Annotated in this window: 23 protein-coding genes; 3 read left to right on the top strand and 20 right to left on the bottom strand. The window is 69.4% G+C overall.

Translation table 11 applies throughout. The features are described 5' to 3' along the window. Nucleotides 1–170 precede the first annotated feature (170 nt). On the bottom strand, nt 171–1,610 hold the full coding sequence (locus GL325_RS15415; protein ID WP_187770125.1) for an NCS2 family permease: 1,440 nt from the start codon (nt 1,608–1,610) through the stop codon (nt 171–173). A gap of 141 nt (nt 1,611–1,751) precedes the next feature. Between GL325_RS15415 and GL325_RS15410 the strand changes: the two genes are divergently transcribed. Beyond that, entirely contained in the window at nt 1,752–2,702 is a 951-nt protein-coding gene (locus GL325_RS15410) for an FKBP-type peptidyl-prolyl cis-trans isomerase (RefSeq protein WP_187770124.1), read from the top strand. A 13-nt stretch (nt 2,703–2,715) separates the two neighbouring features. On the opposite strand, the gene GL325_RS15405 is transcribed toward GL325_RS15410, so the two are convergent. Together GL325_RS15405 and GL325_RS15400 are read right to left on the bottom strand one after the other, a co-directional pair. Then, nucleotides 2,716–3,318, bottom strand: coding sequence for a DinB family protein (locus GL325_RS15405; protein WP_154597504.1), 603 nt, complete (start codon nt 3,316–3,318; stop codon nt 2,716–2,718). Continuing rightward, a complete protein-coding gene (locus GL325_RS15400; RefSeq protein WP_187770123.1) occupies nt 3,315–3,899 on the bottom strand; it encodes a maleylpyruvate isomerase N-terminal domain-containing protein in 585 nt (194 codons plus the stop codon). Before GL325_RS15400 ends, GL325_RS15405 begins: the two co-directional genes overlap by 4 nt. 116 nt (nt 3,900–4,015) lie before the next feature. Between GL325_RS15400 and GL325_RS15395 the strand changes: the two genes are divergently transcribed. Next, nucleotides 4,016–5,383: an amidase gene (locus GL325_RS15395; protein ID WP_187770122.1), complete on the top strand. Its 1,368-nt coding sequence runs from the start codon at nt 4,016–4,018 to the stop codon at nt 5,381–5,383. On the opposite strand, the gene map is transcribed toward GL325_RS15395, so the two are convergent. The 5 genes from map to GL325_RS15370 form a co-directional block, all read right to left on the bottom strand. After that, nucleotides 5,364–6,134, bottom strand: coding sequence for a type I methionyl aminopeptidase (gene map, locus GL325_RS15390; protein WP_154597501.1), 771 nt, complete (start codon nt 6,132–6,134; stop codon nt 5,364–5,366). The two genes, GL325_RS15395 and map, sit on opposite strands and share 20 nt — an antisense overlap. 22 nt (nt 6,135–6,156) lie before the next feature. Further along, the gene (locus GL325_RS15385) at nt 6,157–8,046 is read right to left on the bottom strand and encodes a hypothetical protein (RefSeq protein WP_187770121.1); all 1,890 of its coding nucleotides are present in this window, start codon (nt 8,044–8,046) and stop codon (nt 6,157–6,159) included. A 75-nt stretch (nt 8,047–8,121) separates the two neighbouring features. Continuing rightward, entirely contained in the window at nt 8,122–8,907 is a 786-nt protein-coding gene (locus GL325_RS15380; protein WP_187770120.1) for an SDR family oxidoreductase, read from the bottom strand. Continuing rightward, the gene (locus GL325_RS15375) at nt 8,904–10,124 is read right to left on the bottom strand and encodes an acyl-CoA dehydrogenase family protein (protein ID WP_154597498.1); all 1,221 of its coding nucleotides are present in this window, start codon (nt 10,122–10,124) and stop codon (nt 8,904–8,906) included. The genes GL325_RS15380 and GL325_RS15375 overlap by 4 nt, the downstream gene beginning before the upstream one ends. A gap of 5 nt (nt 10,125–10,129) precedes the next feature. Then, nucleotides 10,130–10,588 (bottom strand): MaoC family dehydratase, encoded by a 459-nt coding sequence (locus GL325_RS15370; RefSeq protein WP_154597497.1) that lies wholly within the window; start codon nt 10,586–10,588, stop codon nt 10,130–10,132. A gap of 132 nt (nt 10,589–10,720) precedes the next feature. On the opposite strand from GL325_RS15370, the gene GL325_RS15365 reads away from it, so the two are divergent. Then, nucleotides 10,721–11,434: a class E sortase gene (locus GL325_RS15365; RefSeq protein ID WP_187770119.1), complete on the top strand. Its 714-nt coding sequence runs from the start codon at nt 10,721–10,723 to the stop codon at nt 11,432–11,434. A gap of 18 nt (nt 11,435–11,452) precedes the next feature. On the opposite strand, the gene GL325_RS15360 is transcribed toward GL325_RS15365, so the two are convergent. From GL325_RS15360 to GL325_RS15305, 12 genes are read right to left on the bottom strand one after another with little or no spacing between them, the layout of a single operon-like run. Then, nucleotides 11,453–11,956, bottom strand: coding sequence for a hypothetical protein (locus tag GL325_RS15360; RefSeq protein ID WP_187770118.1), 504 nt, complete (start codon nt 11,954–11,956; stop codon nt 11,453–11,455). Then, the gene (locus tag GL325_RS15355; RefSeq protein WP_187770117.1) at nt 11,953–12,474 is read right to left on the bottom strand and encodes a hypothetical protein; all 522 of its coding nucleotides are present in this window, start codon (nt 12,472–12,474) and stop codon (nt 11,953–11,955) included. Before GL325_RS15355 ends, GL325_RS15360 begins: the two co-directional genes overlap by 4 nt. Further along, entirely contained in the window at nt 12,471–13,739 is a 1,269-nt protein-coding gene (locus tag GL325_RS15350; protein ID WP_154597493.1) for an MCE family protein, read from the bottom strand. The genes GL325_RS15355 and GL325_RS15350 overlap by 4 nt, the downstream gene beginning before the upstream one ends. After that, a complete protein-coding gene (locus GL325_RS15345; RefSeq protein ID WP_187770116.1) occupies nt 13,736–14,842 on the bottom strand; it encodes an MCE family protein in 1,107 nt (368 codons plus the stop codon). Before GL325_RS15345 ends, GL325_RS15350 begins: the two co-directional genes overlap by 4 nt. Further along, nucleotides 14,842–16,041 carry an MCE family protein gene (locus GL325_RS15340; protein ID WP_187770115.1) on the bottom strand — a complete coding sequence of 400 codons (1,200 nt, stop codon included), beginning with the start codon at nt 16,039–16,041 and terminating at the stop codon, nt 14,842–14,844. Before GL325_RS15340 ends, GL325_RS15345 begins: the two co-directional genes overlap by 1 nt. After that, nucleotides 16,041–17,027, bottom strand: coding sequence for an MCE family protein (locus tag GL325_RS15335; RefSeq protein WP_187770114.1), 987 nt, complete (start codon nt 17,025–17,027; stop codon nt 16,041–16,043). The genes GL325_RS15340 and GL325_RS15335 overlap by 1 nt, the downstream gene beginning before the upstream one ends. After that, the gene (locus tag GL325_RS15330; RefSeq protein WP_187770113.1) at nt 17,018–18,103 is read right to left on the bottom strand and encodes an MCE family protein; all 1,086 of its coding nucleotides are present in this window, start codon (nt 18,101–18,103) and stop codon (nt 17,018–17,020) included. The genes GL325_RS15335 and GL325_RS15330 overlap by 10 nt, the downstream gene beginning before the upstream one ends. Continuing rightward, complete coding sequence (locus GL325_RS15325; protein WP_187770112.1) at nt 18,100–19,416, bottom strand: MCE family protein; 1,317 nt, start codon at nt 19,414–19,416, stop codon at nt 18,100–18,102. The genes GL325_RS15330 and GL325_RS15325 overlap by 4 nt, the downstream gene beginning before the upstream one ends. Next, nucleotides 19,416–20,243 (bottom strand): MlaE family ABC transporter permease, encoded by an 828-nt coding sequence (locus tag GL325_RS15320; protein WP_373681484.1) that lies wholly within the window; start codon nt 20,241–20,243, stop codon nt 19,416–19,418. The genes GL325_RS15325 and GL325_RS15320 overlap by 1 nt, the downstream gene beginning before the upstream one ends. A gap of 1 nt (nt 20,244) precedes the next feature. Continuing rightward, nucleotides 20,245–21,018: an ABC transporter permease gene (locus tag GL325_RS15315; RefSeq protein ID WP_154597566.1), complete on the bottom strand. Its 774-nt coding sequence runs from the start codon at nt 21,016–21,018 to the stop codon at nt 20,245–20,247. 2 nt (nt 21,019–21,020) lie between these two features. Beyond that, nucleotides 21,021–22,004: an ABC transporter ATP-binding protein gene (locus GL325_RS15310; RefSeq protein ID WP_154597487.1), complete on the bottom strand. Its 984-nt coding sequence runs from the start codon at nt 22,002–22,004 to the stop codon at nt 21,021–21,023. Nucleotides 22,005–22,064: 60 nt separating this feature from the next. Beyond that, on the bottom strand, nt 22,065–23,066 hold the full coding sequence (locus tag GL325_RS15305; protein WP_187770111.1) for a DUF6801 domain-containing protein: 1,002 nt from the start codon (nt 23,064–23,066) through the stop codon (nt 22,065–22,067). Nucleotides 23,067–23,101 lie beyond the last annotated feature (35 nt).

The raw sequence follows: 23,101 nt of genomic DNA, 5'->3' as shown, positions 1-23,101 counted from the left end.
CCGGGTCGGTCACGATGTAGCGCTACGTTTTCCGCGGCCAGTCTCCGGCCCTCTCACGAGTGCCTGGCGTTAACCGCTTCGGTCTGCGCTTCGCTGCGCCGTTCGGTGCAACAAGAAGAACATTACATGACCCCCTGAGGGGGGTGCAAACCACCCCCCCTCAGTGCGTCTCAGAGCAGCGCGCGGCTGATCGGGTCGATGGCGAAATACACCACGAAAAGCAGGGCAATCAGCCACAGCAGCAGGTGCACCTGACGGGCCTTGCCCATCGCCACCTTGAGCACGACGTACGCCAGGAAGCCCGCGCCGATGCCGGCGGTGATCGAGTACGTGAAGGGCATGACGGCGATCGTCAGGAAGGCCGGGATCGCGATCTCGGCGTCCGTCCAGTCGATCCCCGTGACCTGGGTCATCATCAGGAAGCCCACGAGGACGAGAGCTGCCACCGCCGCCTCGTTCGGGATGATCTGCACGATCGGCGTGAAGACGGTCGCCAGCAGGAAGCACAGGCCGGTGACGACGCTGGCCAGGCCCGTGCGGGCGCCGTCGGCCACGCCGGCGGTCGACTCGACGTACGAGGTGTTGCTGGAGACGCCGGCAGCGCCACCCACGGCGGCTGCCACGGAGTCGACGATGAGGATCCGCTGCGTTCCCTCGGGAGCGCCGTCCTTGTCGTTCAGGCCGGCCTCGGCGCCGACGGCGGTCATGGTCCCCATCGTGTCGAAGAAGTCGGCCAGCATCAGGGTGAAGACCAACAGGATCGCGGCGACCGCGCCCACCCGCTCGAACGAGCCGAACAGGTTGAACTCACCCAGCAGCGACAGGTCGGGCTTCGAGACCAGCTTGTCCGGCCACGCCGGCACGTTGAGGTTCCAGCCCTTGGAGGTCGGGTCGCCGTTGGCGCCCGGGGTGTCGGTGATCGCCTGGACGATGATCGCGACGATGGTCGTGACGACGATGCCGATGAGGATCGCGCCGGGCACCCGCCGGGCGTGCAGGCTGATCATCAACAGCAGGCCGAAGCAGAAGACCAGGACCGGCCACCCGGACAGCTCGCCACCGATGCCCATGCCGATCGGCGGGGACGCGTTGCCCGTGGCGCGCACGAAGCCGGCGTCGATGAGGCCGATCAACGTCAGGAACAGGCCGATGCCGACGGCGATCGCCGTCTTCAACTGCGCGGGCACCGCGTCGAACACGGCCTTGCGGAAGCCGGTCAGCACCAGCACGAGGATCACGATGCCCTCGAGGATGACCAGGCCCATCGCGTCGGCCCACGTCATCTGGGTCGCGACCGAGAAGGCGACGAAGGCGTTGAGGCCGAGGCCGGTGGCCAAGGCGAGGGGGAAGTTCGCGACGACCCCCATGAGGATCGTCAACAGTCCGGCGACCAGCGCCGTACACGCCGCGATCGTGGCGAATCCCGAGCCCGGCTCGGAGCCGCCTCCGAGGAACTTGCCGTCCGCGTCCGCGACACCACTGAGGATGATCGGGTTGAGGACGATGATGTAGGCCATCGTGAGGAAGGTCACGACTCCGCCGCGTACCTCCTGGCCGAACGATGAACCGCGCTGGGAGATCTTGAAGTAACGATCGAGGGTAGTCAACACGTCTGGCGATTCTGCCAAAGCCTGCAATTCCGCGGTTCATCGGGGTTCTCAGGAAGTTCTCGGGCGGCCCTCGGCGAACAGACAGGTACGCTCGCCAGACTGTTCGGCGTACGCCATCTAGAGGAAACGAGAACCCCACCCATGCGGAACCTGAAGGCCCTCCCCGTCGTCCTGCTGCTGGCCGCGGCCCCCTTGGCCGCCTGCAGCTCGAGCGACGACGACAAGGACGACGCGAAGAAGGCGGACTGCACCGAATACCCGTCCGGCACGTCCAGCGAGGCCGTGAAGGTCAGCGGCGAGTTCGGCAAGCCCGGCCCGAAGGCGACGTTCACGACGCCGCTCACCGTCAAGGCCGACGATCTGCAGCGCACCGTCGTCGACGAGGGCAAGGGCGACGACACGGCCGAGGGTGAGCAGGTCGAGGCCGTCATCACGGTCTTCAACGGGCGCACGGGCAAGCAGGCGCTCAGCGAGCAGGCCACGCTGACCGCCGGCGACGACAAGACGTTCGAGGCGTTCCGCGCCGGCATCGAGTGCGTGCCCGTCGGCTCGCGGGTCGTCACCACCGTCGTGGCCTCCGACGTCTACGGCGACCAGGGCTACCCCGACCTCGACATCAAGGCCGATGACTCGTTGGTGGTCGTGACCGACGTCGTGGACGTGCGCGAGGAGGTCAAGGCCAAGGAGTGGAAGAAGGACGTCCCGGAGGTCTCCCTGGAGGGCGACGAGCCGCAGGTCACCCTGCCCACGACCGCTCCCCCGAAGGACGTCCTGGTCAAGGTGCTGAAGGAGGGGGACGGCAAGAAGGTGAAGGCCGGCGACGTCCTCACCGTCAACTACCAGGGACGCACCTGGGAGGACAACGGCAAGGTCTTCCAGCAGACCTTCGGCAAGGACGGGCAGCCGGCGCAGCTGAGCACCGACCAGGTCGTGCAGGGCTTCAAGGCCGGGCTGATCGGACAGAAGGTCGGCTCGACCGTCCTCATCACGATGCCGCCGGAGTACGGCTTCGGCGCCGAGGCCTCGAAGGAGAACCCGCTCGCGGGCAAGTCCGTGGTGTTCGTCGTCGAGATCGTCTCGATCGACTCGTGACCGCGTCGCGGCGTCAGAAGAACCCTTCTGGCGCCGCGACCATCGAGTCGGAACCCCGGAACGGCTCCGCCGCCGCCGCGATCTGCCCCAGCAGCGCCGTCCACCAGGCCTCGTCGCGCTCGGTGCGCGCCTCGTCCCACGTGTCGCCCTGACCGTCGATCCCCTCGCGCAGGATGTCGAGATGCCCGGCGTGCTGCGCGGTCTCGGAGATCAGGTGCACCAGCAGTCGGTCGAACGTGGTGTCGCCCTCCGACCACCACGGCACCGTGGCCGGAGAGTCGATCGGCAGAGTGGCGGCGGCGCGCTCGGTGTGCGCTGCGGCGGCGACGTAGAGGGAGATCACCGACTCCGCGCTCTCGTCGGCCGCCAACCACAGGTCGGCGTTGGTCGCCTCGTCCGCGTCCTTCCACGGCGTCCCGAGGTCGCAGGGGAATCCCGCACAGTCCGAGACGTACTCGAGCTCGACGAGCGCCAGGTGCTTGACCACTCCCAGCAGATTCGTCCCCGTCCGGGTCAGCGGACGCCGGGCGTCGTACTCGGAGACACCGTGCACGGCCCGCAGGACGGCGCGGCGGTCACGGCGCAGGTAGTGCAGGCACGTCTGTCGATCGATCATCGGCTCTGGCTCCACTCGGGATCGCGGCCGATGAAGCCCATGAGCCGCACCACCGCGTCCCGTTCGGGGGGCACCGGGACGGCCGGGCCGTACTGCCCGGAGTCCCGCAGCAGCTGCTCGTGTGGACGCATGCCCTCGAGGATCTGCGCGCACTCGACCGGGTCCAGTCCGGACGGGACGCCCGCCGACTCCGCCAGGTCCCACGAATGCATCAGCACGTCCGTCGTGTAGAACCGGTCGACCACGGCGTCGAGCGGATCGGTGCCCAGTTGCGGATGCGTGAAGTCCTGGGCCGCGGCGGACGACTCGAGCAGGGCCTGGATCTCGGCGGCATGGGCGTGCCACGTGCCGGCCGGATCACCGGAGTCGACCTGACGGGCCAGGTCGATCCCGCCGGCCCCCAGGAATCCCTGCGACCACGTCACCAGGTGCAGGACCACGTCACGGGCCTGCCACTGCGGAACGGGCGTGGGAGCGTCCCAGTCCCGGATGTGCTCGACCACGGCTCCGAAGCCCTCGGCGATCCGACGATGGCGATCGGCCGGCGCGCGGCCCGGTGAGACGTCCTGTGGTGCGGGCATCCTGTCCTCCTCCGACGACTGGGACCAGTCGACCGCCCGCGAGGACGGACGTCAAGCCACGACCACCACGGCGCGCGCCCTTGATCGGCTCACTCCCGCGCGAGACGGTGGGCGACGTGACCGAACTGCACGAACTGGACGCACACGACCTGGCCGCCACGATCGCGCGGGACGACGTCTCCTGCGTCGAGGTGACCCGACACTTCCTGGAGCGGGTCGAGGCCGACGAGCTCGGCGCGTTCGTCACCGTCACGCCCGAGCGCGCCCTGGCTCGCGCGGCGGACCTCGACTCGATGACCGAGCGGCCGGCGTTCGCGGGCGTCCCCACCGCCTTCAAGGACCTCACGATGACGGCCGGCGTGCCGACGTCGATGGGGTCGCGGCTGATGGCCGAGAACGTGCCGGACCACAACGCGCACGTCGTGGACCTCGTCGAGGCCGCCGGTTTCGTCAGCCTCGGCAAGACGAACACCCCCGAGTTCGGTCTCAGCTCCTACACCGACAACGACGTCGTCGGACCGGCGCGCGCCCCGGCCGACCCTCGGCTGAACGCCGGCGGCTCGAGCGGCGGCGCGGCGGCCGCCGTCGGATCCGGTCTGTTGCCGTGGGCGCCGGGCAGCGACGGAGGCGGCTCCATCCGCATCCCGGCCTCCTGCTGCGGGGTCATCGGGTTCAAGCCCTCACGAGGGCGGGTCGGAGCGGGTCCGGACTCCGCCACGTGGAACGGTCTGGCGACCGACGGCGTCCTCGCGCGCTCGGTGCGCGACGTGGCGGCCGTGCTCGACCTGCTCGCCCGGCCGGTCCCGGGCTCGTCCCGGGTCTGGCCCGCCCCGTCGGTCACGTTCGCCGAGTCGACCACCCGGGACCCCGGCCGACTCCGGATCGCCAGCTGGACCGACCCCTACCTCGACTTCGCCACGGCCTCCCCCGGCTCCGTCGCCGCCGTCGAGGCCGCTCGCGACGCGCTCGCCGCGCTGGGTCACGAGATCGTCGAGATCGCGAACCCCTGGCCCGCGGAACTGGAACAGCAGTTCAACGTGGTCTGGTCGGCCGGCATGGCCTCGGTCCCGCTGCCGGACGCGGCGATCGCGCAACTGCGGCCCACCACCCGCTACTGGTACGAGCGCGGTGGACGGGCGTCGGCTCCGGAGCTGGCGGCAGCGCTGACACACCTCGAGCTCACCACGGCGGCGGTCAACGCCTCACTGGCCGACATCGACCTGTTCCTGACCCCGACCCTCGCGCTGCCGCCCCAGCCCCACGCCTGGTTCACCGAGTCGGGCGACCCCGCCGAGGACCACCGGCGCGAGCTGCTGTTCACCCCGTACACGGCGTTGATGAACATGAGCGGCCAACCGGCGGTCAGCGTGCCGGGCCACGTGCACGAGGGCCTGCCCGTCGGTGTGATGATCGCCGGCCACGTGGGGGCCGACGCACTCGTGCTGCAGGTCGCCGATCAGTTGGTCAGTCGCGCGCGGTCATGATGATCGGATCACCCTCGGTGATCGCGATCGTGTGCTCACTGTGCGCGCCACGGGAGCCATCGGCGCTCCGGATCGTCCAACCGTCGTCGTCCATGCGGATCTCATCGGTGGAGGCCAGGAACCACGGCTCGATCGCGATGACGAGACCCGGCTTCAGCGGGAAGCCCCGACCGGCCTTGCCGTCGTTCGAGATGTGCGGGTCGCCGTGCATCGTGCGCCCGACGCCGTGTCCCCCGAACTGCGTGTTGACCGGGTAGCCGTACTCGCGGGCCGTCTCGCCGATGACCGCGCTGATGTCGCCGACCTTCTTGCCGGGCCGAGCGACCTCGATCGCACGCGCCAACGCCACCTCGGTGGCCTCGATCAGACGCAGGTCCTCGTCGCGGGGCGTGCCGACGACCCTGCTGACGGCGGAGTCGCAGACCCAGCCGTCGACCGCGACCGCGAAGTCGAAGCTGACCAGGTCGCCGTCGCGCAGCTTGTAGCGATGCGGCAGTCCGTGCAGCACGGCGTCGTTCACGCTGGTGCACAGCACGTAACCGAACGGGCCCCGGCCGAACGACGGCGCGTAGTCGATGTAGCACGACTCGGCGCCTCGATCACGGATCATCCGGTGAGCCAGGGCGTCGAGCTCGATCAGGTCCGTCCCCACGTCCGCCGTCTCGACCAAGGTGGTCAGGACATCGGCGACGAAGCGACCGGCCGGCCGCATCTCGTCGATCTGGGTGGGGGTCAGCAGCTCGATCGCCATGGACCCAGCCTACGGACTGCGGTCAGCGGCGGACCCGGAAGGTCGCGGCGTACGAGCCGCTGATCTTGCCCGGAGCGACGACACCGGCCCGGCGCTGTGACACGCCCTTGGACTTGCGCAGCTTCCACTTCCACTGCGCCGACACGTCCGCACGATCGACGCGCACCAACGCGTCGAGCCTCTCGAGCAACGAGGCGAAGGTGCCCGGCCCGGTGCCCTCCGTGCCGAAGTCGGGGCAGATGACCTCACCGTCGTCGAGCTTCATGCACTCGTCCTCGTCGCCGTCCTCTGACGCGCGCGCCGCGAAGGCGATCTGGGCCCGACCGACCGCGTTCCGACCGATCTTGAACGACTTGACGGGGCCGGTCGAGGTGCCGCGAGGACGCCCGTTGACGTACTGGCGGTAGACGGGGCGCACCTTCACCGTGCGGCCGGCCTTGACCGACGAGCCGCGGAGCTTGACCCACTTCTTGCCCGTCCAGCGCTGGGCGCCCGAGAAGCGGTAGGTGATCGCGGCGTCGCTGAGCAGGGTGAGGGTCGAACTGACCGAGGTGATGGAGGCGTCCGCCAGGTCCGTGGAGGCGATGGCGGCGACGTCGTTGCCGATGTCGGTGCTGATCTCGTCGGCGAGCTCGCCGGAGTTGGCGTAGACCTGCGAGTTCGACAGGCTGCCGGTGCGGCCGTTCGCGAGGCGGTAGCCGATCCGCCACGAGAGCTTGGCCGTGCCGATGCCCAGGTTGTCCAGGACGTCCTGCACCGCGTAGGCGGGACCGTACGCGGCACCGAACGGGGCCACGGCGGGGTCGACCACACTGCCGCGGTAGGAGCCGAGCGCCGTCCCGGCGGCGTTGCGGACGTGCGTCACGACCGGGAACCCGCGGATCAGGCCGACCTGGCCCTTGACGCCGGAGAACCCGTCCGTCGTGATCGTGCCGATCTGCCGTCCCACCTTGCCGACCTGCTTGTACGAGCCGTATGCGCCGGTGGCGTCCGGCGCCACGAGCGCGGCCGAGGCGTTGTGCATCGACAGCGACGTCGGTCCGGCGAAGTCCATCGGGTGGCCGAAGGCCCACACCGTCGAGCCGCAGATCGCGGTCACCGTGCCCACGGCGCCGGCGAACAGGTCGCCGGTCGTGTAGCCGACGGCGATGTTGCCGCCGGGCACGAGCGGCAGGTCCAGACCCGACGGGGCCGCGACGGCACCGAAGCCGCCGGCTCGCACCGAGCGAGCCGATGCGGAGTCGGCCGGGACGCGCGCCAGCGTGCGGTTCGCCAGCGCATTGGCGGCGTTGCCACCGGCGACGACCCGGACCGCCTTGAGCTGCCGCGCGGAGTGACCGGCCACCGAACTGGACGTCCGGGCCGACGCGCCGCGCAGCGCGGTGCGCTTGATCTTGAGGGAGGCCGGGGCCTTCAACCGGTCGGTGCCCAGCCGCTTCATGGCGTACGCCGGGGTGATGCCCGCGATCGCGATGTTGTCGGGCGTGAGCCCGTAGGCCACCGCTCCGATCAGGCGGCCGTCCGGCAGGTAGACGGGCGATCCCGACATGCCGGCCCAGATCCCCGCCGGCGTGGCGTCGGCCGGCGTCGACGCCCGGTCGATCCCGGCGCCCTTGAGCGAGAACAGGAGCATGTCCGTGCCACCGTCGGCCGCGCCGAGCGCGTTGTCGACCGCGCCGACGAACGTGCCCGTGAACTCGACCGGGGTCGTGCCCTTGACCACCGTCAGGCCCCGGACCACCGTCGAGTCGTCGAACGCCTCCGTCTCGGCCTTCGGGACCATCGGCTGGGTGCCGTCCGAGCAGAACGCCGCGTCCTCAGGCGCCGCGTGCGCCGCCGGCGCGACCAAGGTGGTCGCGGCGACGCCCGCGAGGACGGCGCCGGCAAGCAGGCGCAGGGACGAACGGTTCATCGGAAACCCCCGTAGACGGACACAAGTCGGATGATCGTACCGACGCGGAGGGGGCGCGCGGCGCTGATCGGCGAATCAGCCGCCGAGCGTCGTCCTGAACCGTTGCATCCCGGTGACCCAGTGGTCGGTGTCCTGCGCCTTGCGGGCGTACATCGTGCCCACCGACTCGTGCGGGAGCGCCAGCAACCGACCGGTGTCGATCGCCTCGAGCAGCACCCGGGCGGCCTCCTGCGGCGTGAGCGTCTCACCGGCGGCGGTGACCGAGGCGTGCGCCAGGCGACCCTCTGGATCCGTGACCGTCTCGCCGGCCTCGGCCATGGGCGTGGCCACGCCCATGGGGCACAGCGCGGCGACCTGGACACCCCTGTCGCCATACGTCGCGGCGAGCCACTCGGCGAAGCCGACCGCGGCGCGCTTCGTCACGGCGTAGGTGGGCGAGCCCAACTGCGTCAGCAGGCCGGCCGCCGAGGCGGTGACGGCGAAGACGCCCGGATTCTCCACGCTCCAGCGCGGGACGAGCGCGCGAGCGGCGCGGACGTGGGCCATGACGTTGACGTCCCACGACAGCGACCAGTCGAACTCGTCGGCCGCCAGCCCGAAGCCGCGGAAGACACCGGCGTTCGCGACGTAGAGGTCGATCCCGCCGAGTTCCGCGTCCGCCTTCTCGATCAGCGCCGCGATGCCGGGCTCGGCTGCCACGTCGCCGGCGATCCAGGGCTGGCCGAGACGCTCCCCGGCCTCCGCCAGGCGCTGCTCGTCGAGATCCGCGAGCAACACCCGGTCGCCCCGCTCGACGAGCGCCTCGGCGATGGCCAGGCCGATGCCGCCCGCGGCACCGGTGACGACGCAGCGCCGGCTCATCGCAGGCCCTGCCGCTTCAGCTCCGCCTTGGCCAACGAGTTCTTGTGCACCTCGTCGGGGCCGTCGGCGAACCGCAGCGTGCGGATGCCGGCGTACATCTCGGCCAACGGGAAGTCCTGGCTCAGGCCGCCGCCGCCGTGGGTCTGGATCGCCTTGTCGAGGATCCACTCCACGGTCCGCGGGGTGGCGATCTTGATCGCCTGGATCTCGGTGTGAGCACCCCGGTTGCCGACCGTGTCCATCAGCCACGCGGTCTTGAGGACGAGCAGGCGCAACTGCTCGATGCGCACCCGCGACTCGGCGATCCAGTCGCGGATGACGCCCTGGTCGGCGAGCGGCTTGCCGAACGCCGTACGGCTCTGCGCCCGCTGGCACATCAGCTCGATGGCCCGCTCGGCGATGCCGATCGAGCGCATGCAGTGGTGGATGCGTCCAGGTCCGAGGCGGGCCTGGGCGATCGCGAAGCCGTCGCCCTCGCCGGCGATGAGGTTCGTGACGGGCACGCGCACGTCGGTGAACCGCAGCTCGGCATGGCCGCCGTGGTCGCGATCGTGGTAGCCGAACACATGCATGCCGCGGACGATCTCCAGGCCCGGGGTGTCGCGCGGGACCAGGATCTGCGACTGCTGGCGGTGCCGCGCGGCCGTCGGATCGGTCTTGCCCATGACGATGAAGACCTGGGCCCGGGGGTTCATGGCCCCGGTGATCCACCACTTGCGGCCGTTGATGACGTACTCGTCACCGTCGCGCACGATCGAGGTCTCGATGTTCGTGGCGTCGCTGGACGCGACGTCGGGCTCGGTCATGGCGAAGGCCGACCGGATCTCGCCGGCGAGCAGCGGCTCGAGCCACTGCTTCTTCTGCTCGTCGGTGCCGAACTCGTTCAGCACCTCCATGTTGCCGGTGTCGGGGGCGGCGCAGTTGGTCGCCGGGGGCGCCAGCTGGATGCTGCGGCCCTGGATCTCGGCCAGCGGCGCGTACTGCAGGTTGGTCAGGCCGGCACCGCCCTCGCCGGGCAGGAACAGGTTCCACAGACCCCGCTTCTTCGCCTCGACCTTCAGGTCCTCGATCACGGCCGGGATGTCCCACACGTCGTTCGCGTAGTTGGCCTGGATCTGCTCGTGCGCGAGTGGTTCGGCCGGGTGAACGACCTCGTCCATGAAGGACTGCATGCGCGCGATGAGGTCCTGGGTCTTGTCGTCGAAGGCGAAGTCCATGGAACTCAGCCTTCCGCTACGACGTAGACGACGTCGGCGATGCACGCCGGCTTCTCGACGCCGTCGATCTCGACGACGACGGTGAGCACGATCTGCGTGCCGATCGCGATGTCCTGCGTCTCCTTGAGGGTGGCCGTGCCGCGGATCCGCGAGTCGACCGGCACCGGGTGCGGGAAGCGCACCTTGTTCGCCCCGTAGTTGACGCCCATCACGGCGCTCTTGACGGCGTAGATCTGCTGGGTGAAGACCGGGAGGAGGCTCAGCGTGAGATAGCCGTGGGCGATCGTCTTGCCGAACGGGCCCTGGGCGGCGGCCTCGGGATCGACGTGGATCCACTGGTGGTCGCCGGTGGCGTCCGCGAAGAGGTTGATCTTGTCCTGGGTGACGGTCACCCAGTCACTGGTGCCGAGCTCCTGGCCGACGGCGGCCTTGAGGTCGGCGATGGTCTCGAATTCACGGGTCATGTCGCGGGTCTCCTGACTAAGCGCTTGCTTAGCCCTCACCGTACCGCGTGATGGTCGTCACGAGCAACGACGTGCCGACATGTCTCCGCTGGACGATTGTCCCGGCGGCACGCAGGTGTGACACTCGTTACCGTGACCCCCGACGTCGGCCCACCGCGCCGTGAGCGCCCCGAGCTGAAGCCGACCCCTCAACTGCGCCCGATGCGCCTGCTGGCGACTCTCGTGACCGTGGCGCTGCTGGTCGGCGCGGGGTGGGCCGGGTGGAAGTACGTGGGCACGAACGTCGTGGCCAAGCAGCGTCAGGGCGAGATGGCCGTGGCGCTCGCCGACGACTGGAAGGGCAACCGGGAGGGCGACGCCGCCACCGACAAGCTCCGGATCGGGCAGGTCTTCGCCGTGCTGCGGGTGCCCCGCTTCGGTGACGACTTCGAGGTGCCCGTCGTGGCCGGGGTCGACGACACGGCCCTGACCTCCGGTGTCGGCTGGTTCCCCGACACCCAGCGCCCGGGCCAGCTCGGCAACTTCGCGGTGGCCGGCCACCGCGTCACCAACGGCCAGCCGTTCAAGAACTTCCCCGACCTGCGCGCCGGCGACCGGGTCGAGGTCGAGACCCGCACCCACGTCTACACGTACGAGCTGCAGAACTCCGGCACGGACACCATCGTCGACTTCACCGACATCTGGGTCGTCCAACCCGTCCCCGAGAAGGCCAAGAAGGCGAAGGACCAGCGCTCCGGCGCCAAGCCCAGCGAGGCCCTCCTGACCCTGACGACGTGCTCGGAGATCTTCCACACCGACAACCGCTCGGCCGTCTTCGGCACGCTGGTCGACGCCAAACACGTCTGACGGTCGCCACCGAGGACCTCAGCTGGTGGTGAGGTCGGCCACCAGCCAGTCGCCGTCGACCTGGTTCATCTCGACCACGACCGCGAGCGCCGCCGGGGACCCCGGCTTGCCGGCGATCGTGCGGTTCTGGTCGACGAATGCCAGCACCCGGACCTTCGAGGTGGAGCACTCCTGGCCGCACTCGAGCGGCGCGATGGTGCGCACCGTGGCGACGACGTCGATCTGACGCTGCCCGGCGGTGGCGACCAGCTGCGGCGCGAGCTCGGAGTACTTCTTCGCGAACTTCTCGGTCATGACCTTCGTCGCGTCGTCGAGGTCCTGCTCCACGGTGGCGTGCTTGTACCCGAGCATCTCGGGCAACGCCTTCGACGCGGCCGCCACGGCGGCGTCCTGCGCGTCGACCTGGTCCTGCGCCGACGCCTCGGCGCGTTGCACGACCAGGAGCGACACGAGAGCGAACACGACGGCGCACACGGCCAGGGCGAGCAGCGCCGTGCCGGCGCGGGGGCGACGGAGCCTCACGGGGCGGCACCTTCCTCAGGAGCGGTCGTCTCGACGGGGATGTTCGCGAAGTTCTCGACGAGCCATGCGCCCTCCTGCTTGACCAGCGAGACACGCCACCGGAGCCGGGGCTGGCCGAACTGGACGTCGGCGGGCTCGGTGCTGATCGTGATCGCGGCGATCGCCTCGGCGCTGTCGCGATCCATGCTGTCGATGGCGACTTGGCCGACCTTGCCCTTCGAGACGATCTTCGCCGCCTCGAACTTCGCCAGCAGATCGCGCGTGGACGCCTTGAACTGCTCGGCCAGCTCGTCGGTGAGCAACGGCTCGACCCGCTCGACGTACTCGTCGAGGTCGGTGACGTCGTAGGTGTTGATCGCCGTCGCGAACCGCTCGGTCGCCGCGCGCACGTCCTGGCGGCTCGCGGAGTCCGCGGAGGCCGGGATCTGCGGACCGCGGACCAGCAGCGCCGTGCCGGCCGCCAGCGCGACCAGCGCGACCACCACGAGACCGACGACGATCGACCGACCGCGAATCACCGCGCCACCGCGGGACCGAGCATCATCCACTTCCACGACTCCTCGCCGAGATCGAGCGCCGGGGGGATCGTCGAGGTCTCGTCGCCCTCCACCAGCTGCTTCGTCGCCACATCGTACGTGCCCAGGACGACGCCGCCATCGGCTTCGGCGGATGAGGACGACGCGGTCGTGCCAGACGTCCGCGACCCGCGCTCCAGCTTCTGCGCACAGGCGAACGAGCGGTCCCACCTCTCGACCGTGCGGTCGTAGGGGGTGCGCTGCTTGGACTCGGGCTGGTAGCCCTTCAGGCACGGCGAGTTCTCGGGCTGCAGGGACAGGCTCATCCGGGCGGCGAACTGCCCCGTCCGCGAGTCCTTCGCGATGATCGAGAAGGCGCTCTCGACACCGTAGGGCGCGATGACCAGCACGCCGCGGACGCCGGGCAGATTGGCACGGACCACCGAGTTCACGGTGATCGCGTCGTCGAGCAGCGCCGCGATGTCGTCGCCGTTCTCGTCGATGAGGGCCCGCAGGGTCGTGGCCGTCGGCGCACCGGAGTCGATCACCTGGCGCAGGTCCTGGTCGGACGAGCGCACGGCCGTCGACAGGGCGCGCAGGTTCTTGGCGAAGGCGCGGATGTCGTTCTGCGAGTCCACCTGCGTCTGCAGGACGGTCGTCGAGTTCTTGATCAGCGCCGCCGTGACCTCGTACTTCTGGTCGGCCTCGGTGATGAAGGAGTTGGACGAGTCGATGATGGTCCGCAGGTCCTGCGACGAGCCCTCGAACGCGGCGCCCAACTCGGTGATCACGGTGCTGAGGTCCTCGTTGTCCACCGACCCCAGGAGATCGCTGACGTTCGACAGCAGCGTCCGCGTGTCGACGGGCACCTGGGTGCGCTCGCGCGCGATGACGGAGTCGTCGTCGAGGAACGGGCCGCGGTCCGTGCGCGGCTGGAAGTCCAGGAACTGCTCACCGACGGCCGAGCGGCTCGCGATGACGACGTCGGTGTCGGCGGGGATGTCCGGGGCACCCGGATCGACCCGCACCTCGACCTTCACGCCGTCGCCGTCGAGCCACATGTCGGTGACGCGGCCGACGCTGACGCCGCGGTAGGTGACGTCAGCGGTCGTGAAGATGCCGCCGGACTCGGCCATCTGGACGGTCACGGTGTATCCGCTGCCGAAGAGGCGGTCGACGTGGGCGTAGTTGATCCCGATGTAGGTCATCGCCACGAGCGTGCCGACGAGGAAGACGGCCAACTGGACCTTGACGCGCTGGGTGATCATGGCGCGACCACCGTCCCGGCCATGACGCCGGCCACCGAGTCCTCGCGCAGCGCCTCCTTGAGGGCCGCGCGCTCCGCCTCGGTCATGAGTCCGATCGTCGTGGAGAAGTCGGTGTTGAAGTCGATCGAGACGTTCATGTAGTCGCCCATCTGGTAGGCGTTCGCCTCTTCGGGCGTCCGGCCGACGAGCGCGTCCGGGAACGGGAAGGTGGGCAGCACCTCGAGGGAGGTGACCAACGCGTCGCCCGCCGATCCGAGAGCGTCCAGGATCGGCGCGAGGGCCTTGAGGTCGGCCACGACGGCTTCCTTGCTCTTGACGATGACGTCCGACCCGACGGCGCCGAGCTTGGACAGGGCCTCGAGCATCTTGACCAGATTGGCGCGCTGCTCGTTGACCGTCCGCAGCGCGGCCGGCAGGTCGTCCAGCGCGGCGTCGATGGCCTGCTTCTGGTCGTTGGTGTTCTTGGCCAGGCGGTCGATCTGCTCGATCGCCGCGACGATGTCTCCCTTGGAGTCGTCGGCCACGCCGATGAACTCGTCGAGGCGGCGCACCAGCGTGCGGACGTCGGCCTCGCGGCCCGACAGGGCGGTGTTCAGCTCGCGGCTGATGACCTGGGCCTTGCCAAGGGCACCGCCGTTGAGCACGAGCGACATCGCGGCCAGGACCTGCTCGATCTCGGGTGCGTTGCCCGAGCGCGCCAGCGGGATCACGTCGCCGTCGCCCAGTCGGCCCGTATCGCCGCCGCCGTCCTCGGGCGGAGCGAGCGAGACGAACTTCTCGCCCAGGATGGACGTCTGGCGGATCGACGCCACGGACTGGTCGGGCAGCTCGACGTCGCCGTTGACCTTGACCGTGACCTTCGCGCGCCACCCGTCGAGCTCGACCTTGGTGACGCGGCCGACGGAGACGTCGTTGACCTTGACGGCGCTCTGCGGCACCAGGTCGAGGACGTCCTGGAACTCGATCACGACGGTGTACGGGTCGTCGCCGAGGTCGGCGCCGCCGGGCAAGGGCAGGTCGCCCACGCTGGAGACGCAGCCCGAGACGAGGGCGATCGGCGCCACGACGGCCACCAGGGCGTGCCGGGCTCGCAGTGCGGTCATCACGACACCCCCATCACTTCGGCCAGCGGATCGCTCGAGACCGGGTCGGCCTGCTGCGCCGCCGGCTGGCCCGGTGCAGGCTTCGCCCCCGGCGCGCTCTCGGCGAGCCAGCGCAGGACGTTCGTCAGCGCGTAGCAGGCGTCCTCGTACTTCTCGTTCTGCCGGCTCGCCAATCCGCAGTAGCCGCTGATGAACTCGGCCTCGGTCAACACGGAGAACGCGCCGCTCTTGGAGCCCTTGATCGAGGCGCGGGAATCGAGCGTGCCGGTCGTGGGGTTGTAGGCGAGCGCCAGGTTGGACAGCGCCTTCGGGCCCTGGTCGAGGATCTTCTGGAGGTCCTTGCGCTGCTTGGCCAAGGAGTTGGTCACGCGGGAGAGACCCTTGACGTTCTTACGCAGGGCCGTGCGGTTCTCGGACACGTAGGACTGGACCTGCTGCAGCGCGGTCGCCAGCTCGGCGACGGCCAGCTGCAGGTCGTCGCCCTCGTCGGCCAGGACACCCGAGACCCCGGCGAGGCTCGTGTTGAACTCGCGGACACTCTGGTCGTTGGCCTCCAGCGCCGAGACGAAGCGCTCGATCTTCTCGACGGAGGTGAAGAGCTCGGTCTTGTTGCCGTCGACCGTCTTGGTCAACTTCGCCAATGCCGCGATGCTCTCGCGGATCTCGGCGCCCTTGCCGTCGAGGTTGTCGGCCGAGTTGGCCACCAGGTCGCTGAGCGTGCCGTCCTCGTTGATCCCCTTCGGACCCAACGTGGTGGCGACGCGGTCGAGCGCGGCATAGGTGTCGTCGAGCTCGGTGGGGGTCGCCGTCCGCGACTGGTCGAGGTGGGCACCGTCCTCGAGCTTGGCGCCGCCGGTGTACGCGGGCGTGAGCTGGACGAAGCGGTCGCCGACCACCGAGGGCGACACGATGACGGCCTTGACGTCGGCCGGCACCTCGTAGTCCGAGTCCCAGGCGATGCGCGCCCGCACGTTCTGGCCGCGTGGAGTGATCTTCTCGACCGTGCCGACCGTGACGCCCAGGATGCGGACGCTGGAGCCCTCGTACAGCGAGACGGTGCGGTCGAAGTCGACGGTGACGACGTTCTCGTCCGAGCGCGACAGGACCACGAACGCCGCCACGGCGACGAGGGCCAGGCACACGGCCGCCACCACGATGGCGACGGTCCTGCTGGAGAGCCGACTCAGGACGGTGGCCATCACAGACCTCCCTCGACGCCGAGGATGCTCAGCAGGTTGTAGATGTAGGAGTCCAACCAGGGCCCGTTGGCGCCGTTGTTGGCGACCATCGCGTAGTACGCGGGCAACTGCGCGATAGCGGCCTCGATGTTGGCCTCGTTCTGGCGCAGGACCTTGACCACACCGGCCAGGCGGTCCAGTGCCGGCTTCAGGTCGTCGCGGGTGTCGACGACCAGCTTGTCGATCTCGCCCGACATCGCCGTGACACTGACCAGCACCTGGTGAATCGCGTCGCGGCGCGCCGTCAGCGCGTCGAACAGCACGGTGCCGTCCTCGAACAGCTTGATGAACTCGGCGTTCCGGTCGGCCAGCACACCGGAGATGCCGTCGATGTTCTTGAGGAGCGCCTCGATCTCCTGGTCCCGCTCGGCGAGGTTGTTGGACAGGGCCGTCACGTTCGTGACCGCCTCGCGGAACTCCTCGGGCGTCTTGGCGGCCACCTCGCTGACGGTCTTCAGCGCCTGGGCAAGTTGGTCCTGGTCGATCTCCTGCGTGGTCTCGGTGAGTCCCGAGAACGCCTGGACGATGTCGTACGGGGGCTTGGTGCGTGAGGCGGGGATGACCGCGCCCTTCTCCAGCGTGCCGGGACCCTCGGGCTCGAGACTGACGTACATCGTGCCGAGCAGGGACTTGATCCGGACCGAGGCGCCGGTCTGGCTGCCGAGTCGCTCGCGGTCCTTCTTCATCCGGAAGGTGACCCGCACCTTGTCGCCGCGCAGGTCGAGGCTGGAGACCTCGCCGACGCGGACGCCCGCAAGGCGGACGTCGTCGCCCTTCTTCAGGCCGCCCACCTCGGTGAACTCGGCGGCGTACTTCGCTCCCCCGCCGATCACCGGCAGGCTCGAGGCCTGGCTGGCGACGGCGAGCACCAGGGCGATCAGCAGCAGCGCGACGGCTCCGACGGCGGCCGCGTTCCGGTCGCGGAACGGCTTCATGGTCAGCGGCATCGGCTCGCCCCCGGCCCGGTCACCGTGACGCGCTTCGTCGTCTTGAAGGGTCGCTTCTTCTCCCAGCCCGGGACGCCGCTGAGCGACGGCAGCTCGCCGTTGACGCCCACGTCGCACACGAAGAAGCTGAAGAACGAGCCGTACTCGCCCGTGCGGCCGATCCGGTCGATCTTGATCGGCAGGACGCCCAGCGTGTTGTCGAGGTCGCGGAGCGCCTTCTTCGTGCCGACCTTGTCGGTCACGCGGCGCAGGTTCTTGATGTCGGCGGTGAGCGCCGGTCGCGACTCCTCCAGCAGGCCGGCGGTCTCGCCGGTCAGGGTCGCGATGTCGTCGAGTGATCCTGTGAGCACGCCGCGGTCGTCCTTCAGTCCGGTGATGAGCTGCTGCAGGGTCGAGATCACCGTCGACAGCTCGTCGTCGCGCTCGTTGAACGAGGTCAGGACGACGGTGAGGTTGTCGATGACCGAGCCGATGAGCTCGTCGCGCTCGGCGAGGGTGCCGGTCAGCGACGCGGTGTGCGACAACAGGCTCTCGACGGTTCCGCTCTCGCCCTGGAAGACCTGGATCAGCTCGTAGGCCAGCTGGTTGGTGTCCTCCGGCGACAGCGCCTCGAACAACGGCTGGAAGCCGCCGAACAGGTCGGTCAGGTCGAGCGCCGGCGTGGTCCGGTCGAGGCCGACCGTCTGGCCGGGCTTCAGTCGACCGGCGGGACCGTCGGTGCCCTCGGCCAGCGCCAGGTAACGCTGGCCGATCATGTTGCGGTAGCGCAGGGTGGCCTCGGTGCTCTGGGTCAGCGTGATGTCGGAGTCCACGCGGAACGTCACCTCGGCGGTGGAGCCCGATCGCACGCGGACGTCGGCGACGTTGCCGACGCGGACACCGGCGATGCGGACGTCGTCACCCTCGACGAGGCTGGTCACGTCGGTGAACACCGCCTTGTACTCGTGCGTGCGGTCGAACGAGGCGTTGCCGATGACGGCCGCCAACAGGGCCGTCATGACGCCGGTGATCACGAGGAACGCCATGAGCTTCGTGAAGGCGATCGTGGTGCGGCGGTCGAATCCCGTCCTGCTCATCCGAGGCTCACCTCCGCGCCACGCAGCACCGGACCGAACAGGGGCTGGGCGATGTCGGGCACGTCACCGGGCTCGACGCCCGTCGCCGAGGCCACGATCGCCTGGATCTGCTGGCGCTCGATCTCGCTGCCCGCCGGGCCGGCGACCGACGGTGTGGACAACGGCGACGTCTTGCCGAGGTCGTCACCGACCCCGAGCTGGCCCATCAGCCCGTCGCTCATGCCCGGCGACGGCCGCTTGCCCGAGTACGGGGTCTTGGGCAGCGTCGCGCAGCTGGGCATGACGGAGCTGGGCCCGCCACTGGCCGCGGGCACGCGGGGCGAGTCGCCACCGGCGTACGTCCGCGGGGAGCGCGCCGCGAACTCGATCGAGACGTGCGCGCGCTTGTCGCGGAAGGTGTTGTCGATGGCCGGCTTGAGGCGGTCGATGCCCTTGAGGACGCACTCGATCGTCGGCGAGTAGCGGGCGAGGAGGTCGAGCGTGGGCTGGGAGTCGCGCGACAGGGTGATGAAGTCCTGACCCGAGCGGTCGACGAGCTGCTCGGCGGACGTCGCGAAGGCCGCGGTCTCGGTGAACAGCGTCTGCAGCTGGGCGCGGCGCGCGGTCAGGGTGTTGCCCGTGACGACGGCGTTGCGCAGCGTCTGACCGATGTCGGGCATCGCGTCGGCGTAGGTGTCGGCCGTCTCGCCCAGCAAGGTGATGTCCTTGACGATGTCGTCGGCCAGCGGGGTCATCTTCTGCATGTACGCCGACAGCGTCTCGAGGGTCTGACCGACCGACTCGCCCTCGCCGGACAGCGCGTCGGACAACGCCGTGAGCACGAACGACAGGTCGGTGGGGTTCAACGCCGTCAAGAGCGGGTCGAGGTCGGCGAGCAGCTTCTCGACCTCGGTGGGCAGCGCCGCCTGGACGATCTCGTCGCCGGCACGGATCGGGGTGCCCGACGACTGTGCGACCGGCTGCAGGTCGATGAACTTCTCGCCGAACAGCGTCTTGGGGGTGACGAACGCCTGGACGTCCGACGGGATCACGCTCTGCTGGTCGGGATCGATCTTGAGGTGGATCACCGCCTCGCCCTTCTCGGAGCTGATGCGCTCGACGCGGCCGACGATCACACCGCGCAGCTTGACGTCGGCGTTGCGGTTGAGCTGCAGGCCGACCCCGTTGCTGCGGATCGTGACCGGGACGTCGTCGGAGAACAGCTTGGTGAACATCGCGTACGTCAGGAACACGCACGCGACGATCAGGCCGATCATCACGACGCCCAGGGCGCGGACGACGGCCGGCTTCTCGAGGGTGGAGACGCGCGCCATCAGCCGGCCAGCCTCACGGTCGTGGTGGTGCCCCAGATCGCCATCGACATCATCAGGTCGGCGACGTTGATGACCACGATCGACGTGCGCACCGCGCGGCCCACGGCCACGCCGACGCCGACGGGGCCGCCGCTGGCGTAGTAGCCGTAGTAGCAGTGGATCAAGATGACCAGCGCGGCGAACACCAGCACCTTGAAGAACGACCAGAGCACGTCCTCCGGTGGCAGGAAGAGGCTGAAGTAGTGGTCGTACGTGCCAGAGCTCTGCCCGTAGATCGCGGTGATGGTGATCCGCGTGGCGAAGTAGGACGACAGCAGGCCGAGCATGTACAGCGGGATGATCGCGATCATGCCGGCCAGCACGCGGGTGGTGACCAGGTACGGCAGCGACGGGATCGCCATCGTCTCGAGCGCGTCGACCTCCTCGGAGATCCGCATGGCGCCCAGCTGCGCCGTGAAGCCGCAGCCGACCGTGGCCGCCAGGGCGATGCCCGCCACGAGCGGGGCGATCTCGCGGGTGTTGAAGTACGCCGAGAAGAAGCCCGCGAAGGCGCTGGTGCCCAGTTGCTCGAGGGCGCTGTGGCCCTGCATGCCCACCTCGACGCCGGTGAAGAACGACATCGCGGTGATGACGCCCACCGTGCCGCCGATGACCGCCAGGGAGCCGCGACCGAAGGTGACCTCCGACAGCAGTCGCATGATCTCGCGCGGGTAGCGCGTGATGACGCGCGGCATCCACGCGATCGTGCGCAGGTAGAAGGCCAGTTGCAGGCCGAGATTGTCGAGGGCGCTCAGGGGCGCGCCGTACACGCGTGTCACGTCGACCACGTCACAACGCCTTCGACGGGACGAGCTGGAAGTACAGGGCACTCATGACGAAGTTGGCCATGAACAGCAGCAGGAACGTGATGACGACCGACTCCATGACCGCCTGGCCCACACCCTGGGGGCCGCCGTCGGCGTGCATGCCCATGTAGGTGGAGACGATCGCGGCGATCAGGCCGAACACGAGCGCCTTGGCCATGCCCTGGTAGAGGTCGGGGGTCTGCGCCAACGCGGTGAACGACGCGAGATACGCGCCGGGCGTTCCGCCTTGGAGCACGACGTTGAAGATGTAGCCGCCCAGCACGCCGACGACGCTGACCAGTCCGTTGAGGAAGACCGCCACGAGCATGCAGGCCAGCACCCGGGGCACGACGAGCCGCTGGATGGGGTCGATGCCCAGCACCATCATCGCGTCGAGCTCCTCGCGGATCTTGCGGGCGCCGAGGTCGGCGGCGATCGCCGAGCCGCCGGCACCGGCCACCAGCAGGGCGGTCGCGATGGGGGCCGCCTCGCGCAGCACCGCGAGCACCGCGGCGGAGCCGACGAACGACTGGGCACCGAACTGCTGGACCAGGCTGCCGGTCTGCAACGCCACGACAGCACCGAAGGGGATCGCGACCAACGCGATCGGGATGATCGTGACCGAGGCGATGAACCAGGCCTGCTGGACGAACTCACGGAACTGGAACGGCCGCCTGAACACGGCGAGCAGCACGTCGGCCCCGAAGGCGAAGAGATTGCCCGCGGTGGAGAGGGGTCCCGTCAGGAACTTGACCATGCTCACCGGGCACCTCCGGGCAGCGAGGTCTGGGGCGGCACGGTGAAGCTGGAGCCGTCGTCGAGGAACGAGCCCGCCGGCGGCACGACCCCGTTGGCGGCGCACCACGCACCCGGTTCGGACTGGGTCGCGCGCGGGCGACCGTCGGACGGGAACAGCTGCAGCGGGATCGGCGGCAGCGGGGGCAGGGTGCTGTGGTCCTCGGCGGCCAGCTCGTCGGCGTCCTTCTCCTCGCTCATGCCGATCGGGCCGACGGTCTGCGCGTTGAGGAACTGGCGCACTGCCGGCTCCTCGCTGGACAGGAGCATCTCGCGCGGGCCGAACATCGACAGGTGCCGGTGGTAGAGCAGTCCGATGTTGTCCGGGACCGTCCGCGCCGTGTTGATGTCGTGCGTGACGATGAGGAACGTCGCCTCGGTCTGGGCGTTGAGGTCGACCATGAGCTGGTTGATGAACGCGGTGCGCACGGGATCGAGGCCGGAGTCGGGCTCGTCGAACAAGATGATCTCGGGCTCGAGCACCAGGGCGCGCGCCAGTCCGGCGCGCTTGCGCATACCGCCGGAGATCTCGCCGGGGAGCTTGTCCTCGGCACCGACCAGGCCGACCATCGACATCTTCTCCATGACGATGTCGCTGATCTCGGACTCGGACTTGCGGGTGTGCTCGCGCAGCGGGAAGGCCACGTTGTCGAACAGGGTCATGGAGCCGAACATCGCGCCGTCCTGGAACAGCACCCCGAACAGCTTGCGGATCTCGTAGAGGTCCTTCTCGCTGCAGGTCGCGATGTCGACGCCCTCGATGAAGATGTGGCCCTCGTCGGGCTTGATCAGACCGATCAAGGTCTTGAGGAACACCGACTTGCCGGTACCGGAGGGTCCGAGCATGACGCTGATCTGCCCGGCGGGCAGGCTCAACGAGACGTCGCGCCAGATGGTCTGCTTGCCGAAGGCCTTCGTCAATCCTTCAACTCGAACTTCGACACCCATCAGGGCTCCTTACCAAGGGGGACTGAACCGCCTCCGGGGCGGCCACACAGGATCGGGACGTCAGGCCCTGCGACGTCGCGACCGGAGGACGAGCGCGATCCGCGCCAGGACGAGTGCGCCGAACACGCCGAGCAGGCCCGGGCCGAACGGTGAGCCCGTCGCGGGGAGCTCGGTCGTCCGGTACGAGCCGCCGCCGCTCGCCGCGTCGGCGGAGCTGACGCCGTAGTTGTCGTCGTTGTACCCGTCGATCTGGGTGACGGGAACCGGCTCGCCGGGTTCGATCACCTCCGGATCGGTGCCGCTGCCGTCACCGGGGGTGTCGCCATCACCACCGGGGTTGGTGGGGTTGGCGTCCGCGGCCGGCAGCGGGCACTCGGCCTCGCTGCAGCCGGCGCCGATCTTGATGGTGCCGATGACGCGCGAGGCGGCGTCGCTCTTGTCGCGGGTGCAGTTGAGGTCGGCCTTGTCGATCGCGTCGATGACCGGCGGGCTCATCTCGGAGTTCAGCACGAACGACGGGGGCATCTGGACGTAGATGAGGCCGTTGCCACCGTCGACCTGGGGCACGGGCACGGCGCTGACGTCGCCCTCGGCGACGATCGCCACCTCCTGGTCGGGCTTGAGGTCCACCCAGCTCTTGACCAGGAGGTTGCGGACCGGCTCCTTGCGCGTCTCGACGAGGCCGACGCCGGGCGCCACGGCCTGCAGGATCGTGTCGGAGATGGAGCCGCCCTTGACCTTGCGGACCTTCATCGGCCCGTACAGCCGGTTGACCAGCTTGGGCGGGAGGAACAGCGTCAGTTTGGCCTTCGTGGCCGCGACCGTCTCGCCGGGCTGCACGCTCTCGGGCAGCGTGGTCTCGGCGGTGACGTAGAACTGCTGCGGGCCCTGGAGCGAGGTGTTGATGACGGAGTTCGTCGCCTTGCAGGTGTACCCGACCCGCTCGACCTTGGCGTCGGCCGCGGTGGCGGTGGGTGCCAGCTGCACCAGTCCTGCGGCGACCACGCCGGTGGCGATGGTGAACCGAAGTCCTCGACGTACTGCTGAGGCGCTCTTGCGCATCGGGTCTCCTCGCTTCAGAACAACGGATCACCCGG

Origin of the sequence: Aeromicrobium sp. 636, assembly GCF_024433585.1 — a bacterium.
GTDB classification, from domain to species: Bacteria; Actinomycetota; Actinomycetes; order Propionibacteriales; family Nocardioidaceae; genus Aeromicrobium; species Aeromicrobium senzhongii.
The sequence above is the reverse complement of the archived record's forward strand: the minus strand, read 5'-3'. Positions and strand labels throughout refer to the sequence as shown.

Bases quoted from the DNA above. Each gene is read 5' to 3' on its own strand.
- GL325_RS15410 (WP_187770124.1), top strand. From the start codon at position 1,752: ATGCGGAACCTGAAGGCCCTCCCCGTCGTCCTGCTGCTGGCCGCGGCC.
- GL325_RS15405 (WP_154597504.1), bottom strand. From the start codon at position 3,318: ATGATCGATCGACAGACGTGCCTGCACTACCTGCGCCGTGACCGCCGC.
- GL325_RS15400 (WP_187770123.1), bottom strand. From the start codon at position 3,899: ATGCCCGCACCACAGGACGTCTCACCGGGCCGCGCGCCGGCCGATCGC.
- map (WP_154597501.1), bottom strand. From the start codon at position 6,134: ATGGCGATCGAGCTGCTGACCCCCACCCAGATCGACGAGATGCGGCCG.
- GL325_RS15385 (WP_187770121.1), bottom strand. From the start codon at position 8,046: ATGAACCGTTCGTCCCTGCGCCTGCTTGCCGGCGCCGTCCTCGCGGGC.
- GL325_RS15380 (WP_187770120.1), bottom strand. From the start codon at position 8,907: ATGAGCCGGCGCTGCGTCGTCACCGGTGCCGCGGGCGGCATCGGCCTG.
- GL325_RS15375 (WP_154597498.1), bottom strand. From the start codon at position 10,124: ATGGACTTCGCCTTCGACGACAAGACCCAGGACCTCATCGCGCGCATG.
- GL325_RS15370 (WP_154597497.1), bottom strand. From the start codon at position 10,588: ATGACCCGTGAATTCGAGACCATCGCCGACCTCAAGGCCGCCGTCGGC.
- GL325_RS15350 (WP_154597493.1), bottom strand. From the start codon at position 13,739: ATGATCACCCAGCGCGTCAAGGTCCAGTTGGCCGTCTTCCTCGTCGGC.
- GL325_RS15345 (WP_187770116.1), bottom strand. From the start codon at position 14,842: ATGACCGCACTGCGAGCCCGGCACGCCCTGGTGGCCGTCGTGGCGCCG.
- GL325_RS15340 (WP_187770115.1), bottom strand. From the start codon at position 16,041: ATGGCCACCGTCCTGAGTCGGCTCTCCAGCAGGACCGTCGCCATCGTG.
- GL325_RS15335 (WP_187770114.1), bottom strand. From the start codon at position 17,027: ATGCCGCTGACCATGAAGCCGTTCCGCGACCGGAACGCGGCCGCCGTC.
- GL325_RS15330 (WP_187770113.1), bottom strand. From the start codon at position 18,103: ATGAGCAGGACGGGATTCGACCGCCGCACCACGATCGCCTTCACGAAG.
- GL325_RS15325 (WP_187770112.1), bottom strand. From the start codon at position 19,416: ATGGCGCGCGTCTCCACCCTCGAGAAGCCGGCCGTCGTCCGCGCCCTG.
- GL325_RS15315 (WP_154597566.1), bottom strand. From the start codon at position 21,018: ATGGTCAAGTTCCTGACGGGACCCCTCTCCACCGCGGGCAATCTCTTC.
- GL325_RS15310 (WP_154597487.1), bottom strand. From the start codon at position 22,004: ATGGGTGTCGAAGTTCGAGTTGAAGGATTGACGAAGGCCTTCGGCAAG.
- GL325_RS15305 (WP_187770111.1), bottom strand. From the start codon at position 23,066: ATGCGCAAGAGCGCCTCAGCAGTACGTCGAGGACTTCGGTTCACCATC.